This is a genomic window from Bradyrhizobium sp. AUGA SZCCT0169, assembly GCF_018130085.1.
GTDB lineage: Bacteria > Pseudomonadota > Alphaproteobacteria > Rhizobiales > Xanthobacteraceae > Bradyrhizobium.
Genome location: NZ_JAFCMC010000002.1, coordinates 154943 through 170794, shown reverse-complemented (window position 1 = coordinate 170794; position 15852 = coordinate 154943). Strand labels below are relative to the sequence as shown.

The 15852-nt window shown below is 62.2% G+C and carries 15 protein-coding genes; 7 read left to right on the top strand and 8 right to left on the bottom strand.

The features are described from left to right. Positions 1-83 precede the first annotated feature (83 nt). A complete protein-coding gene (locus tag JQ609_RS02790) occupies positions 84-1079 on the bottom strand; it encodes an ABC transporter substrate-binding protein (RefSeq protein ID WP_212271929.1) in 996 nt (331 codons plus the stop codon). 372 nt (positions 1080-1451) lie between these two features. Between JQ609_RS02790 and JQ609_RS02785 the strand changes: the two genes are divergently transcribed. Together JQ609_RS02785 and JQ609_RS02780 are read left to right on the top strand one after the other, a co-directional pair. Further along, a complete protein-coding gene (locus JQ609_RS02785) occupies positions 1452-2183 on the top strand; it encodes a protein-L-isoaspartate(D-aspartate) O-methyltransferase (RefSeq protein WP_212206945.1) in 732 nt (243 codons plus the stop codon). A gap of 55 nt (positions 2184-2238) precedes the next feature. Then, positions 2239-3843, top strand: coding sequence for an FAD-binding oxidoreductase (locus JQ609_RS02780; protein WP_212271928.1), 1605 nt, complete (start codon positions 2239-2241; stop codon positions 3841-3843). A 159-nt stretch (positions 3844-4002) separates the two neighbouring features. On the opposite strand, the gene JQ609_RS02775 is transcribed toward JQ609_RS02780, so the two are convergent. The 5 genes from JQ609_RS02775 to JQ609_RS02755 form a co-directional block, all read right to left on the bottom strand. Further along, positions 4003-5031 (bottom strand): ABC transporter ATP-binding protein, encoded by a 1029-nt coding sequence (locus JQ609_RS02775; protein WP_212271927.1) that lies wholly within the window; start codon positions 5029-5031, stop codon positions 4003-4005. Next, complete coding sequence (locus JQ609_RS02770) at positions 5024-6004, bottom strand: ABC transporter ATP-binding protein (RefSeq protein ID WP_212271926.1); 981 nt, start codon at positions 6002-6004, stop codon at positions 5024-5026. The genes JQ609_RS02775 and JQ609_RS02770 overlap by 8 nt, the downstream gene beginning before the upstream one ends. Next, positions 6001-6822, bottom strand: coding sequence for an ABC transporter permease (locus JQ609_RS02765; RefSeq protein ID WP_212271925.1), 822 nt, complete (start codon positions 6820-6822; stop codon positions 6001-6003). The genes JQ609_RS02770 and JQ609_RS02765 overlap by 4 nt, the downstream gene beginning before the upstream one ends. Beyond that, positions 6819-7754, bottom strand: a complete 936-nt coding sequence (locus JQ609_RS02760; protein ID WP_212271924.1) for an ABC transporter permease — start codon at positions 7752-7754, stop codon at positions 6819-6821. The genes JQ609_RS02765 and JQ609_RS02760 overlap by 4 nt, the downstream gene beginning before the upstream one ends. A gap of 77 nt (positions 7755-7831) precedes the next feature. Next, a complete protein-coding gene (locus JQ609_RS02755) occupies positions 7832-9421 on the bottom strand; it encodes an ABC transporter substrate-binding protein (RefSeq protein ID WP_212271923.1) in 1590 nt (529 codons plus the stop codon). A 210-nt stretch (positions 9422-9631) separates the two neighbouring features. On the opposite strand from JQ609_RS02755, the gene JQ609_RS34880 reads away from it, so the two are divergent. From JQ609_RS34880 to JQ609_RS02740, 3 genes are read left to right on the top strand one after another with little or no spacing between them, the layout of a single operon-like run. Then, on the top strand, positions 9632-9922 hold the full coding sequence (locus JQ609_RS34880; RefSeq protein ID WP_409411157.1) for a BrnT family toxin: 291 nt from the start codon (positions 9632-9634) through the stop codon (positions 9920-9922). Continuing rightward, on the top strand, positions 9903-10208 hold the full coding sequence (locus tag JQ609_RS02745) for a BrnA antitoxin family protein (RefSeq protein ID WP_212271922.1): 306 nt from the start codon (positions 9903-9905) through the stop codon (positions 10206-10208). Before JQ609_RS34880 ends, JQ609_RS02745 begins: the two co-directional genes overlap by 20 nt. Before the next feature lie 21 nt (positions 10209-10229). Further along, positions 10230-10568, top strand: coding sequence for a hypothetical protein (locus tag JQ609_RS02740; RefSeq protein WP_212271921.1), 339 nt, complete (start codon positions 10230-10232; stop codon positions 10566-10568). Positions 10569-10659: 91 nt separating this feature from the next. Here the strand turns inward: JQ609_RS02740 and JQ609_RS02735 are convergent, their stop codons facing one another. After that, positions 10660-13320: an ATP-dependent helicase gene (locus JQ609_RS02735; protein ID WP_212271920.1), complete on the bottom strand. Its 2661-nt coding sequence runs from the start codon at positions 13318-13320 to the stop codon at positions 10660-10662. 280 nt (positions 13321-13600) lie between these two features. Between JQ609_RS02735 and JQ609_RS02730 the strand changes: the two genes are divergently transcribed. Beyond that, positions 13601-13774, top strand: coding sequence for a DUF1328 domain-containing protein (locus tag JQ609_RS02730; protein WP_192738021.1), 174 nt, complete (start codon positions 13601-13603; stop codon positions 13772-13774). Positions 13775-13818: 44 nt separating this feature from the next. Here JQ609_RS02730 and JQ609_RS02725 read toward each other — a convergent pair whose 3' ends face one another. Next, positions 13819-14304 (bottom strand): thioesterase family protein, encoded by a 486-nt coding sequence (locus JQ609_RS02725; protein WP_212272047.1) that lies wholly within the window; start codon positions 14302-14304, stop codon positions 13819-13821. Positions 14305-14428: 124 nt separating this feature from the next. Between JQ609_RS02725 and JQ609_RS02720 the strand changes: the two genes are divergently transcribed. Beyond that, positions 14429-15841, top strand: coding sequence for an FAD-linked oxidase C-terminal domain-containing protein (locus JQ609_RS02720; RefSeq protein WP_249119371.1), 1413 nt, complete (start codon positions 14429-14431; stop codon positions 15839-15841). Positions 15842-15852 lie beyond the last annotated feature (11 nt).

Below are 15852 nucleotides of genomic sequence, written 5' to 3'. Positions count from 1 at the left end.
AGTTCGCCCTCGATCAGCATCGTTGCCGAAAAGCGGACGTTCGAGACCGATTATTCTGACGAACAACGGAAGTCACAATCCGCTTACTCGATTACTTCGTCGGCGCGAGCGAGCAACGGCTCTGGAAGCAGTAACCCAATGTTGGTCGCAGCCTTGCGGTTAATGACGAGTTCGAATTTCGTAGGTTGTTGGAACGGAATATCACCGGGTTGCGCACCCTTGAGGATTTGATCAATCGTACGGGCGACTTGGCGAAAAATCTCCAGAAAGTCGATGCCATAGGCCATGAGCCCGCCGGCCTCCACAAATGAACGAAATGGATAAATGGCCGGCAGCTGGTACTTCTCAGCCAGTTCGCCGATTAGTTGTCGCTTCGTAATGTGTTCCGGACTGCCATCGACAAAGAGCGCGTCGGCGCCTTCCTGTGACATGAGGGCGAAGACACGACGATATTCTGGCTCGCTCCCATTATCGAGAAAAGAGGAGCCCACTACACTGATGCCTGCTTTCTCCGCCGTCGCCTGCATTGCAGCTCCTTCGGGGTTTCGTCGCAAAGCCAGAATTCCCAGCTTCGATATTGCTGGGGCGACCTCCCGGAAAAGCTGAAGCCTCTTGCCCCAAATCTCCAGTCCGGCATCGACGCTGACACCTGTGATATTGCCACCCGGCCGTGCCATGCTTGAGACAAGGCCCAGATCGACCGGATCGCTGGTCATCGCAACGATCGGGGTGGTGCGGGTCGAATCTTTGAGAGGGGCCACCATCCACACCGTGATCGCAAAAATCAGATCGAGACTGCGAGTTGAGACATCACGGGCGAGTTTAGGGTAGCTCTCGACACGCCCTTCGCCGGAATAGCGCTCGATTGTCAGATTCTGTCCCTCGACATAGCCGTGCCGGCGAAGCTCCTGGAAGAATTCGCGCCAGTACCGGAAACTGCTGACTTCGGTCAGCTCAGCTACCGGGTGCGATGGATGCAATATCGCGATCCGGTATACTTTCTTCGATTGTTGCGCCCGTGCCATCAACGGGAGCAGAGCGACCGTACCAATGGTTCCAATGAACTCGCGCCGTTTCATTCGATGACCTCTCACTGGATCTGAGCCGGCCGCTGAAGATCTCTTCACGAGCGAACTTACCGGACGCGACCAGCTGTGACGAATCGCCTATTGGGCTGCACCGCGCTTGCGGACCTTGAATCCGATGAGGGGCGTTAGTTCGGTCAGGTCCTCTGTCATACTTGATCGCAACAAGCGACGTTGCTTTGCGCGCATTTCCGCGGCGATGTGTGCGGAGAAGTCAACTTACCGGCCAAATGCAGTCATGGTATCAGGGCTTGCCGAATTACGGTCAGTCGCTGGACGCCGTGTTTTCGCGGCTGATGGGTCGAATCCACTCGTTGCCCTCAAGCGGTCGACGCGAATCGTGGACCGACTGGAGACCGCACCATCATGAAGAACTTGCTGCTGCTCGTGCTTTCCATGGTTGCCGTCGCGCGGGAAGCGACCGCACAGGACACCGAATGTGTCCGCGAACGCGCCGCCATGGTCGAAACCATCCGGGCCCACGCCCGGTCCTACGCCAGTGGTTTGGGACAGCAGGCCCTGTCGGAGAGGGTCCTCGAGGCCATGGGGCAAACGAAACGCCATCTGTTCATCCCTGAGCGATCTTGCTCCATCGCATACGCAGACAGGCCGCTTCCGATCGGCCTCGGCCAGACCATATCGCAGCCGTTCGTCGTCACCTTGATGACTGAGTTAGCCCGCATCGCTCCGGATTATGTCGTGCTCGAAGTCGGTACGGGCTCGGGCTATCAGGCCGCCATCCTTGCGCACCTGGCGCGAAAGGTCTGCACAATCGAGATTATCCCGGCATTGGCCGAGACGGCTGCGAAAACACTGAGAAACCTCGCGTATGAAAACGTAAGCGTCAGGCTTGGCGACGGTTATGGTGGCTGGCCCGAATGCGGTCCGTTTGACGCCATCGTCGTGACCGCCGCGCTCGGGCAGCCACCACCGCCGCTGATTGAGCAGCTTAAAGTGGGTGGTCGGCTCGTCATGCCGGTCGGGCCCGCTTACACCACTCAGCACCTCACGGTCGTCGAAAAAATTGCCCCCGACAAGACGACAACGCGCGCCGTCGCTCTCGTGCGCTTTGTGCCCTTTACGCGTTCACATGATTAAGAGCCGGTATGGCGGCTAACTCCAAACTCACAGTTGAAAACAGAACGAGGAAGCCATGAGCGATGCGAGGCTAAAACATTACGGTTGGGGCCGCGAAGACGAAGGCATGACTGCTGAGGAGCAGGCCTTTGTGCTCGGCCGTTACCGCGCAAAATTTGCACGCGATGCATTCGAGACAAAAGCTGTCCCGCGTCTCGAGGACCTGGCGCTGCGCGCGCCGCGCGTGGCGCCGCCGGCCTCGCTTGCCGCTTTCTGCACGAGCGAACGCTACGATCGCGTCGCGCACGCGTATGGCAAATCCTATCCAGACTACGTGCGAGCCATGCTCGGCGACTACGACAGCGCGCCCGACGTGGTCGCCTATCCACGCAACGAAGCAGAGATTTCCGCTGTGATGGATTGGGCCGGTGGTGCCAGCGCCTCGCTTACGCCATTCGGGGGCGGGTCGAGTGTCTGCGGCGGTGTCGAGTCGCGAGTCGACGGGCTTCGCTATAAGGCAGCGATCACTCTTGACCTCCGTAATCTCGGTAAGGTTATCGAGGTGGATCAGATATCGCGCGCCGCACTGATCGAAGGTGGTGCCTATGGTCCATCCCTGGAGAGCCAGCTTAAGCCGCATGGGCTCACGTTACGGCATTTTCCACAGAGTTTCGAATATTCAACCCTTGGCGGGTGGATCGCGACGCGATCGGGCGGCCATTTCGCTAGTCTCTACACGCATATTGACGATTTCGTCGAAAGCCTGCGCGTCGTAACCCCGCGCGGCGTGCTGGAAACGCGCCGCTTGCCGGGATCGGGTGCCGGACCGAGCCCCGACCGCATGTTCATCGGCTCGGAAGGCACGCTCGGGGTGATTTCGCGCGCCTGGATGCGATTGCAGCCACGCCCGAAATTCCGTGCCGGCGCATCGGTTCGTTTCCATTCGTTCTTCGGTGCGGCGCGCGCGCTGCGCGCCGTCGCACAGGCCGGCCTCTATCCATCGAACTGCCGCATCCTTGACGCGCAAGAGGCATTCAACACCGGCTCCGCCGATGGCAGCGTCGCGATCATGGTGCTGGGCTTTGAATCCGGCGACCATTCACCGGACGCCTGGATGGCACGCGCGCTCGAATGCTGCGCCGACCATGGCGGGACGCCGGAGGTCGCAAAGGCCGGCGATGCACATCTCGAAGGCACGGCAGGAATCTGGCGCAATGCATTCATTCGTATGCCCTATGCGCGCGAGTTTCTGACGCCGGCCGGTCTCATCAATGACACCTTTGAGACCGCTATCACCTGGGATCGGTTCGAAAGTTTCCACGATGAAGTGAAGGCGGCGACGGAGCGTGCGATCCTCCAGGCGACTGGCGTAAAAGGCGAGGTCACATGCCGCTTCACCCATGTCTATCCGGACGGGCCCGCACCGTATTTCTCCTTCCACGCACTCGGCCGCCACGGTGCTCTTCTGGAGCAGTGGCAGGCGATCAAGAATGCGGCCAGCGATGCGCTGATTGAGGCGGGTGGTACTATCACGCATCATCACGCTGTTGGCCGTGATCATCGGCCCTGGTACGATCGGCAGCGCCCGGGACTTTTCGCGGCCGCGTTTAGGGCAGCAAAAAGAGAACTCGATCCGCAAGGCATGCTCAACCCGGGAGTGCTCATCGATCCGCAAGGCTGATCGACGCGCCAGCGGGGTTGGCTGCGAGGGTGTGTCGAATGATTGTGCCATCCGCTGCGGTGCACGAGTCCGTTGCTGGCAAATAACCGACATGGCTGGTTTTCCGGTAAAGTCCCGTTTTTGGACTCATAGCGTCACGTGCTCACCGTCCTGGGTATTTCAGTTTTCCGTCGCGGCCAGCGCCGTCTCACCGGCAATCTCGTCGGCTCGCCAGCAGCGGACCGCGTGTCCGTCGGGGCGCGTTTCGAGCGATGGCCGGGGCTCGCGACGACACACGGCTTCGGCGTAACGACAGCGCGGACTGAACGCACAGCCGTCCGGCGGATTGAGCGGATTGGGAAGCTCACCCGGTATCGTAGCAAGCGGCGCGCGGCGCAGCGGATCGGGAATGGCGGATATCAGGGTCTGCGTATACGGGTGCGCCGGCCGTTCGAAGATCTCGCGCCAGTGGCCGCTCTCCACAATGCGGCCGAGATACATGACGGCGACCCGGTCGCTCATGTGCTCGACCACGCCGAGGTCGTGGCTGATCATGATGTAGGAGAGGCCGAGCGTTTCCTTCAGTTCCAGCAGCAGATTGATGATCTGGGCGCGGATCGAGACATCCAGCGCCGATACGGGTTCGTCACAGATGACAATCCTGGGATTGAGGATCAGCGCGCGGGCGATGCCGATGCGCTGACGCTGGCCGCCCGAGAATTCATGCGGGTAGCGGCCGGCTTGTTCGGGCCGCAGGCCGACATGCCGGAGCATCGCCGCGACACGGTCGTCGACCTCGCTCTTGGCCGTCACGCCGTGCAGGCGCAGCGGGTCTTCCAGCGTGCGGCGAACGGTCTGGCGCGGATTGAGCGAGGCATAGGGATCCTGAAACACGATTTGCACGATACGGGCCAGCGCCTTTCGATCGCCCGATCGCCCTCCCGTTACGACCTGTCCGTCCAGCACGATGCGGCCCCGTGTCGGTGCCTGCAGGCCCAGTATCGAAAGCGCCAATGTCGACTTGCCGCATCCGGATTCGCCGACAAGACCGAGGCACTCGCCGCGCTTCAGTTCGAGATCGACGCCGTCGACCGCACGGAGCAGCCGCCGGCCGCCGCCCAGCAAGCCGCCACCAACGGGAAAATGGACCGCGAGATCCTCTACGCTGAGGATGACATCGTCGCCGGGTCTTCCCGCCGGTTCATGCATGGTGATGGCACCTGACCAGCCCGCCTGCACCGAGCAACGTCGTCTCCGGCTCGGTGGTCCGGCAAATGTCGGTCGCCCGCGCGCAGCGTGGATTGAACCGGCAGCCGTCCGGGAAATCCGTGATCGCCGGCACGACGCCCGCAATCTCCGTCAGCCGTGTCCGGCCAAGCGCCGCGCGGCTCCCGAGCCGAGGAAGCGAGTCGACCAGGCCTTGCGTGTAGGGATGCGCGCTGGCGCGGAAGATGTCGTCCGAGCCGCGCTCCTCGACGATGCGGCCGGCATACATGACGGCGACGCGGCGGCACACATTGGCGACCAGGCCGAGATCATGGCTGATCATCAAGATGGCGGTGCCTCGCTCGGCGCATAGATTGCGCATCAGCTCGATGATCTCCGCCTGTACGGTGACGTCGAGCGCGGTGGTCGGCTCGTCGGCGATCAGAAGATCCGGCCCGCATGCGAGAGCGATGGCGATCATCACGCGCTGGCGCATGCCGCCCGAAAGCTGGTGCGGGTAATCCTTCACCCGCCGCTCGGGTGCGGGGACGCGGACGCTCGCCAGCGCTTCCACCGCAAGTCGGTTGGCTTCCCGCCAGTCCTTGCCCTGATGCAGCACGAACATCTCGGCGATCTGCCGGCCCACGGGCGAGACCGGATTGAGCGCCGTCATCGGCTCCTGGAAGATCATGGCGATGCGGTTGCCGCGCAGTGCGCGCTGCTCGGCCGCCGAAAGGCTCTGGATTTCCCGGCCGTCAAATCGGATGGCGCCGGCGCCGATCGAAAGCGGCTGGCGCAACAGGCCGATCAAGGCGAGCGCGGTAATACTCTTGCCGCAGCCGGATTCACCGACGAGTCCAAAAGTCTCGCCACGGTCGATGCGGAACGAAACGCCCTCGACCGCCGCAACATGGCTGGATCGATAGTTGAGATCGATGCGCAGATCCTCGACTTCGAGCAGAGGGGGCCCCGTCATGTGCGCCGGCTCCGCGACTGCGGATCGAGAACGTCACGCAAGCCGTCGCCGAGCAGATTGAGACCGAGCACCGTCAGGAAGATGGCGAGGCCGGGGAAGATCGACAGCCACGGCGCCGTCGTGATCTGGTCGCGGGCTTCCGAGAGCATGCTGCCCCAGCTTGGATAGGGCGGGCGGACCCCGAGGCCGAGGAACGAAAGGGCGGCTTCGGCCAGTATTGCGCCGCCCATGCCCAGCGTGCCGATGACGATGATCGGGCCGACCATGTTCGGCACCAGCTGGGTGATCATGATGCGCAAATCGCCGTAGCCGAGCACTTTTGCGGCCTGCACATAGCCCTGGCTCTTGAGCGACAGCGTCGACGCCCGTGCGATCCGGCAGGTGAAGGACCAGTTGGTCAAGCCGAGCGCGATGAGCAGGCTGGTCAGGCCGGGTCCAAGGACCGCCATGATGGCCAGCGCAAAGATCAGCGACGGGATCGCGAGCATGAGATTGGTCAGGCCATTGACGAAATCGTCCCACCAGCCGCCCCAATAGCCCGCCGTCAGGCCCAGTGTCACGCCGATGACGCTGTTGACGAGCTGCGAGACGATGCCGACCGTCAGCGAGATGCGCGCGCCGTGCACGACGCGGGAATAAATGTCGCGGCCCTGCGCATCGGTGCCGAACCACCAGATCCAGCTCGGTGGCTCCTCGGCATTCAAGAGGTTGGCATCCATGACGGGATCGGTATGCGCCAGCCAGGGCGCGAGCAGGCCGACGAAGATCGCAAGCGCGAACAATGCCCCGCCGATAACGAGATTGGCCCCTAACCTCATGCGTATCTGATCCTGGGATCGATCACGGCATAGAGCAGGTCGATCATCGTATTGATGGTCAGAAAGAACAGTACCACCACGAGGATGGAGCCCTGGACGGCAGGAAGGTCGCGCTGCAGCACACTGTCGACCAGCAGCGAGCCGATGCCCGGCCAGGAGAACAGTTTCTCGACAACGACCGCCTGTCCCATCAACGCGCCGAATTGCAGGCCGATCGTGGTGAGAATGAGGACGAGCGCATTGCGCATCACATGCCATTTCACCACCCGGGTCTCGCTCATGCCCTTCGAGCGCGCGGTACGGACAAAATCCGCGGTCATGATCTCGAGAACCGCGGCGCGCGTCGTTCGCGCCAGCAGCGCCATCGGCGAGACGCCGAGGGTCACGGCAGGCAGGATCAGATATTTGAGCCCGCCATCGCCATAGCCGAAACTCGGCAGCCAGCCGAGTTTCAACGCAAACAGGTACATCAGCAGCAGCCCGAGCCAGAATTTGGCCATTGAAAGGCCCGACACCGCCAGGACCATCGAGAGCGTGTCGACGAAGCTGCCCGGCCGCAGCGCCGCGATGAACCCCAGCGGTACGCCAATTACGATCGCAAACGTCATGGACGCGAAGATCAATTGCAGCGTCGGCCACATCCGTTTGGCGAGCATGGTCGTGACCGGCTCGCGGGTCCGGAACGACGTCCCGAAATCGCCGGTCGCGAGCTTGGCGATGTAGGAGCTGAAGCGCACGTAGACGGGATCGTCGAGGCCGAGCTGCTTCTTCATGCGCTCCACCACCGCCGGGTCCGTCGGACCGCGGCCGTCATCGTTCATGCTCGATATGATGCTGCCCGGCACGACGCTGAAAAGCACGAAGATCACCAGCACGACAGCCAGCACGGTCGGAATGGTTTGCAGGATTCGACGGATCGCGAACGAGAGCATTGGACCCTGTTCCTCCCTCCCTCCATCGTCTTGCGATGGAGGGAGGCGAGAGCGCGTGTCACTTGTAGTTGGCTAGTTCATTTGGCGGGCGAGGACGCGTCGACCCAGAGGTCTTCGACGTTCTGGTGGGTCAGTTCGGTCGCGTTCAACTGAATCCCCTTGAGCCAGGGCTGCACCGCCATGACCGCCTTGTTGTAGTTGAAGAACCAGACCGGCGCTTCGTCGTAGAGCAGGGCATTGGCCTTTTGCATCAGCTGGACCCGCTTGGCGGCGTCGTCGGTCTGCCCGGCCTCATCGAGCAGCTTGTCGAAGGCCGCGTTCTTGAAAGCCGTGTAGTTGCAGGCCGATTGCGGCGTCGCCGAGTGGAAGCATTTCAGGGCAGCCTGAGGATCCGGGCCGGTGGCCTGGGAATAGATGAAGGCCTGGAATTCGCCCTTCCGGGCGACCTCCGCCAGCACCGCGGTCTCGACCTGCTTGACCTTCACCTTGATGCCCACCCGGTCCAGCATCGGGATGATGGCCTCGACGATCGGCAGGCCCCAGCTTTCATTCTGGCTCGCCGTCCATTCGAATTCAAAGCCGGTGGGATAGCCCGCGTCCGCGAGCAACTGCTTTGCCTTTGCAGGATCGAAGGCGTAGGGCTTCATGGTCTTGTCGTAGGCGGGGGAGGTCAAAGGCAGCCAGCTGGTGGCGCGATAGGCCTTGTTCTTCACCAGTTTGTTGATGATCAGGTCGGCATCGATCGCATGGTTGATGGCCTGCCGCACCCGCTTGTCGGAGAACGGTTTGAATGAGGGATTGATGCCCATGTAGCGCGTGAAGACCTCGGCGACTTCGACGATGGTACTCTTGAGGGCGGGGTCGGCCTGATAGGCGACATACTGCGCGGGCCCGAGCACCGAGGTGTCGATTTCCTTGTTGCGGAAGGCGACATCGCGCGCCGCGGCTTCAGCCATGATCGACACGATCATTTTGTCGGCGTATGGCTTGCCGGGCTTGTAGAACTTGTCAAACCGCTCCAGCACGACGCGCGATCCCGGCACGTGCTCGACGAACTTGAACGGCCCAAGGCCGATCGGCTTCTGGATGAAGCTGTCCTTGGCGCCCTCGTCGGCCGGATAGATCGAAGTCAGCGCGGTGAAAAAATAGAAACCTGGATCGACCTTCTCGGTCAGCTTCATTTCGAGGGTGAAATCGTCGATCTTCTTCAGGCCGGAGATTTCCTTGGCTTTGCCCTTCTCGACCTCGGAGGCACCCTCGATCATGCGGACAAAACGCGCGCCGGGATAGGCCTTGGCGCCGTCCATGATGCGGTTGTAGCTCCAGATGACGTCGTCAGCCGTCATCTTGCGACCGTGGTGGAAATAAGCGTCGTCGCGCAGCTTGAAGGTATAAACAAGACCGCCGCCCGAGACGGTGGCCTCCTTGGCAAGCTCCGGAACCGGCTTGCCCTCGGCGGAGTCCCAAATGTAGAGCGACCGATGCAGGCCCTTGGCGACGATCTCGTCCTGGGCTCGCTGCGTCGTATGAATGTCCATGCTGGTGAAACTCGAGCCATAGGGCGCCGTCATCCGAATGACGCCTCCCTTGCGCGGTGTCTGGGCCTCCGCCGTGACTGATAGCGCCAGTCCCAAACCAGCCACGATCGCAATCTTCTTCAACATCATGTTTTCTCCAACAGTGCAGGAGCATTCCGGTTCGAGAGTTGATCACTCGCGGCCTATCGAGCGCAAGGTCTTCGTTTCGTGTTCTCGATGCGAGGGGTGGGACGACCGAAAGGCAGCCGGTGGAGCGGTCAGCCGGGGCGCGGGCGGGGCAACGGGCCCTTGACGTCACAAAATTGTAGTGCCATATTTGTAGCTACAGATGAGGTGACCGTGCGCTGGACGTGGGATCCGAACAAAGCGACGGCAAACCGGGTAAAGCACGGCCTATCGTTCGAAACCGCGATACTGGTGTTTGACGATCCACTCCATGCGTCGAAGCCCGACCCGCATCCCGACGGAGACCGCTGGCAAACGATCGGACTTGTTGGGCCGATCTTGCTGCTGGTGGTTCACACCTTGCCCGAAGCCAATTCCGAAGACGACGAGCCGGTCGGGCGGATTATCAGCGCGCGCAAGGCTACTGCCCGCGAAAGGAAAGCCTATGAAGAAGGAAATCTCTAAGCGGTTGACGCGCGAGCAGCAGGAGGAACTGAAGTCGCTGGCCGCGCTGCCCGATAGCGCGATCGACACCTCGGACGCACCGGAACTGCTCGACTGGTCCGGCGCCAGGCGTGGGGCGTTCTATCGGCCCGTCAAGCAGCAACTGACACTTCGTCTCGACGCCGATGTCGTGGCCTGGTTCAAGAGCCAAACGACATCCAGTGAGGGCTATCAAACGCGCATCAATCGGGCGCTGCGCGAGTACGTGCAAGGACAGACAGGCCGGAGTCGGCGATCTCGGGCTTGAGATCACGAGCAAGGAGGTTCAATGGCCTGGGATCGGGTACACACGGTGAACAATTACTACGATGGGCCGCGTCTAGGCATCGCCGATTTCGATGGTGTGCCACATATTTATGAGGCGGAGTTCGACTACAGTTCAGACGAATTTGGCGACACATACTTCGCTTCGCCTGTTGATGAAAACCTTCTAGCGCTCGTTACGGAAGATTGGGAAATTTGGTTGCGTTGGAACTCAGCCTATAGACGAGGGGACGCTTCTATCGAAACACATCCAGCATTGGCTCGGGATCGCGAGCGACATGAGGCTCTCAAAATCGCTATTGGGGATCGCCTGAGGGTTGATCGTTCGCACGCCAAGTACTGAAGGCTCGCTTTGAAACATCACCTCATGACGGCAGCACAATTGTAGAGTGGCGCACCGCCGAGGCCTAAATTGACGTTTCGATTTCTGCCGCTCACACCCGTTCCACGAAACTATCGACCACCTTCTTCTCGCCGGCCTTCTCGAAGGCGATGGTGAGTTTGTTGCCGTCGATCTTGACGACGTTGCCGTAGCCGAATTTCTGGTGAAAGACGCGGTCGTCCAGCGAGAATTCCGAAACGGTGCCAGTGGATTTGGCGACCAGCTCGCCTTCGATCACCATCGGCCCGCGCTTGGTGCGCGAGAAGCTGCCGGTTTCGCCCCGTGAGGTATCGCCGCGCGAACCTGAAAATGGCGACTGGCTTTCCTCAAATCCGTCGCGGGTCTGGCCGTGACGGCCGCCCTGGTTGTTGCGGGCGCGGTTGGCCTGCGCGCGCTGCCAGCCCGGCGTGGTGTAGCTGGAGCCGAAGGATTCCACGTTGTCGAAGCGCGAGGCGCCATAGCCGCCGGCGCCGCCCCAGCCCGAGCCGCCCTTGGATTCCGTGATCTCGACATTGTCAGCCGGCAGTTCGTCGAGGAAGCGCGACGGGATCGTGGTCGACCAGGTGCCGTGAATGCGGCGGTTGGTGGCGAAATACAATTTGGCGCGGCGGCGCGCCCGCGTGAGCCCGACATGGGCGAGCCGACGCTCTTCTTCCAAACCGGCGCGGCCCTGTTCGTCGAGCGTGCGCTGGCTCGGAAACAGGCCTTCCTCCCAACCGGGCAGGAACACGTTGTCGAATTCGAGGCCCTTGGCCGAATGCAGCGTCATCAGCGACACGGCCTCGTCCTCGGCGCCGCCGTCGCGGTCCATCACCAGCGAGATGTGTTCGAGGAAGCCCTGCAGGTTCTCGAACTCCTCCATCGAGCGCACCAGCTCCTTGAGGTTATCGAGCCGTCCGGCGGCGTCGGCGGAACGGTCCTTCTGCCACATCTCGGTATAGCCGCTCTCGTCGAGCACGATTTCGGCCAGCTCCGTATGCGCAGTGACCTCGCGCTGCGCGCGCCAGCGGTCGAAATGCAGGATGAGGTCGCGCAAGCTCCCGCGCGCCTTCGGCTTCAACTCGTCGGTTTCGACCACGTTGCGGGCGGCCTCGAACAGCGGGATGCGCCGCTTGCGGGCGTGGTCGTGCAGCATCTGCACGGTGGCGTCGCCGAGCCCGCGCTTGGGCACGTTGACGATGCGTTCGAAGGCGAGATCGTCTGCCGGCGAATTGATCACGCGCAGATAAGCCAGCGCGTCGCGGATTTCGGCGCGCTCGTAGAATCTGGGGCCGCCGATCACGCGATAGGGCAGGCCGAGCGTGACAAAACGATCTTCGAATTCGCGCATCTGGAACGAAGCCCGCACCAGGATCGCGACCTCATTAAGATTGTCGCCGGCGCGCTGCAGCTGCTCGATCTCCTCGCCGATGGCGCGGGCTTCCTCTTCGGAATCCCAGGACCCGGTTACGGTCACCTTCTCGCCGTCGACATCCTCGGTGCGCAGCGTCTTGCCGAGCCGGCCTTCATTATGCGCGATCAGATGCGAGGCGGCGGCGAGGATATGACCGGTGGAGCGGTAATTGCGTTCGAGCCTGATAACCTTGGCGCCGGGAAAATCGTGCTCGAAGCGCAGGATGTTGTCGACCTCGGCACCGCGCCAGCCATAGATCGACTGGTCGTCGTCGCCGACGCAGCAGATGTTTTTCGGCGCGGCCATCGCGGGCAGGGCAGTCCCCTCGTCATTCCGGGGCGCGCCGACAGGCGCGAACCCGGAATCCCGAGATGAGTCCTCTTCACTTCGAGATTCCGGGTTTGCGTCTTCGACGCGCCCCGGAATGACGGAGGAGGTGGTTGCCGGAATAACGGAGGTGGCAGGTGCGCCGGGGATGACGGAAGACAACGGCACGCCCGGTTTACCCGGCGCCTGCGACAGCAGCCGCAGCCACAGATATTGCGCGACATTGGTGTCCTGATATTCGTCGACCAGGATGAACTTGAAACGGGTCTGGTATTGCCGGAGCACATCGGGGTGCTCGCGGAACAGGCGGATGTTCTCCAGCAGCAGATCGCCGAAATCGGCGGCGTTGAGGATCTTCAGCCGCTCCTGATAGCTGGCGTAGAGCTTGCCGCCCTTGCCATTGCCGAACACCGCGGCTTCGCCTGCCGGCACCTGCGCCGGCGTCAGGCCGCGGTTCTTCCAGCCGTCGATCAGCCCGGCCAGCATTCGCGCCGGCCAGCGCTTGTCGTCAATGTTCTCGGCCTGCAGCAACTGCTTGAGCAGGCGGACCTGGTCGTCGACGTCGAGCACGGTGAAATTGGATTTCAGCTGCACCAGTTCGGCGTGGTAGCGCAGGATGCGTCCGCCGATCGAGTGGAAGGTACCAAGCCACGGCATACCCTCGACGGCCTGGCCGAGCATCTGGCCGAGCCGCAGCTTCATCTCGCGCGCGGCCTTGTTGGTGAAGGTCACGGAGAGGATTTCGTGCGGCCGCGCCCGGCCCTGGCTCAGGATATGGGCGATGCGGGTGGTCAGCACGCGCGTCTTGCCGGTGCCGGCGCCGGCCAATACCAGCACCGGGCCGTCCAGCGTCACGACGGCGTCGCGCTGCTCCGGATTGAGCCCGCTGAGATATTGCGGGGCCGCCGTGGCGCGCGCACGCGCGGCGATGCCGCCAGCTGCGGGCTGGTGCTCGGGAACGCCGTGATGGGGCAGCTTGCTCGGCTCTGTCATGCGAATCGTCTTGTCCCCACGATGGCACCGTGAGGCGGTGAAGGGGAGCCTTCTTAGCAGGGATTAAGCGCCATATAGGGCCTGTCCGGCTGTTTTGACAGGTTTAATCCGGCGTTATCCCTGCGCCTTATTTCGCAGGCGCCCGCGATTTTGTTCCGCATTGCTGGCAAATATTCCCGGTTTCGCACCCAGGAACCATCGCTGCCGGGGCGGATTGTTTTGGCATGAGCAGGCGCGATCCTCTTAGCCGCGCCGATCGCAACCAAACAGAGGTGGTGTCATGCTGAGCTGGGTCGTTACGTTTCTGGTCGTCGCATTGATCGCGGGTATTTTGGGCTTCGGCGGCATCGCCGGCGCCTCCGTCGAAATTGCCAAGGCGATCTTCTTCATCGCCATCATCCTGTTCCTGGTCTCGGCGGTGGTTGGCCTCGTGCGCGGACGGGGACAGGTTTAGCGCTCCGTCGTCCTGACAGGATGACGCCTGCATAATAGCAAAAGCTATTTCGAGGGCATCGCCACCTTCCGGCCGGTGCCCTCGGGACGTGGAACGGCCGCATGGCTATCCACCACCGCCTGGATGCGGGCGCGGATATCGGGCGGAAACGGCGCGGCCTTGCGCGTGTTCATGTCGATGTGAATGGTCATGTTCTCCGAAGTCGCGGAGATCCAGCCCTCGGTGGCGTGGCGCAGCTCTTCAAAGGTGTGAATGCGCTTCTCGTCGGCGGCGAGCAGGTGGACCGTAACCTGTACGGGATCGCCAAGGTGAATCTCGCGCAAATACCGCACATGGCATTCGGCAGTGAAGGTCGAGCCGTGGCGCTCCTTCATGTACGCAGGTCCGATCCCGAGATGCAGCCACATCTGGTCGATCGCGCGGTCCATCATCACGTTGTAATAGGCCATGTTGAGATGGCCGTTGTAATCGATCCATTGCGGCTCGATCTGCATCACCGACGACAGGAACGGTGCTGAAGGCAGGGGCATATCGGATAGTTTGTTTTTGGCGGCTGAAGCTGACGTCATCATCCATCCCTTGGCCGATCTCTCTTGACCCCTCATATATCCTTTGCCACGGTCCGCTCAAAGCCGGGAGGAATTTTGCGTGGCGATGACGATATCGGGCAATGAGAAGCGGCCGGAACCGCTGGCGCTGGCAAGCGCCGTTGAGGCGCTGGCGGCGCGGTTCGGTAACCGGCTGATCACCTCGCATGCGGTGCGCGAACAGCATGCCCATACCACCACCTGGCTGCCGACCCAGCCGCCCGATGCCGTGGTGATGGCGCAGGAAACCGCCGATATCCAGGATGTGGTCCGGATCTGCGCCAAGCATACCGTTCCCGTCATCGCGTTCGGCACCGGCACCTCGCTGGAGGGGCAGGTCAACGCGCCGGCCGGCGGCATCTGCATCGATCTGCACGACATGAACAAGGTGCTGGCAGTCCATGCCGACGACCTTGATTGCGTGATCCAGCCCGGCGTGACCCGCAAGGCGCTGAACGAGCATCTGCGCGACCAGGGCGTGTTCTTTCCGATCGATCCCGGTGCCGACGCCTCGCTCGGCGGCATGGCCTCGACCCGCGCCTCCGGCACCAACGCGGTGCGTTACGGCACCATGCGCGACAACGTGCTGGCGCTGAAGGTCGTGCGCGGCGACGGCGAGATCATCACCACGGGCACGCGGGCCAAGAAATCCTCCGCCGGTTACGACCTGACGCATCTGTTTGTCGGCGCCGAGGGCACGCTCGGCATCATCTCCGAACTCACCATCAAGCTGCGCGGCATTCCGGAGACGATCGCGGCCGCCGCCTGTTCGTTCGAGACGGTGCGCGGTGCCTGCCAGGCGACGATCCTTGCAATTCAAACCGGCATTCCCGTCGCGCGCATCGAGCTGCTCAACGCCGAGCAGGTGCGCGCCTGCAATTCCTATTCGAAATTGACCCTGCCGGAGACGCCCTTGTTGCTGCTGGAATTCCACGGCAGCGCCAATGAGGTCGCGGAGCAGTCGAAGAATTTCAAGGAGATCGCTGGTGAATGTGGCGGCGGCGATTTCACCTGGACCACCAAGCCGGAGGACCGCACCAAACTCTGGCAGGCGCGGCACGACGCCTATTGGTCGGTGAAGGCGCTGCGTCCCGGCGCCGGCGTGGTTGCGACGGATGTGTGCGTGCCGATTTCGCGGCTGGCCGATTGCGTCACCGAGACTGAAGAAGATCTGAAGCGGCTCAACCTGCTGTCGCCAATCGTCGGCCATGTCGGCGACGGCAATTTCCACTGCTCGCTGGTCTGCGACGTCGACAATGCCGACGAGATGGCCCGCGGCGAGGATTTCATGCACCGCCTGGTCGAACGCGCGCAGGCGATGGGCGGCACCTGCACCGGCGAACACGGCATCGGGCAGGGCAAGCAGAAATACCTGAAGGCCGAACTCGGTGATGAGGCGATCGACGCCATGCGCGCGCTGAAGAAGGCGCTCGATCCGCAAAACATCTTCAACCCGGGGAAGATCGTGCCGACGGTTTAGGGCCGGGCACA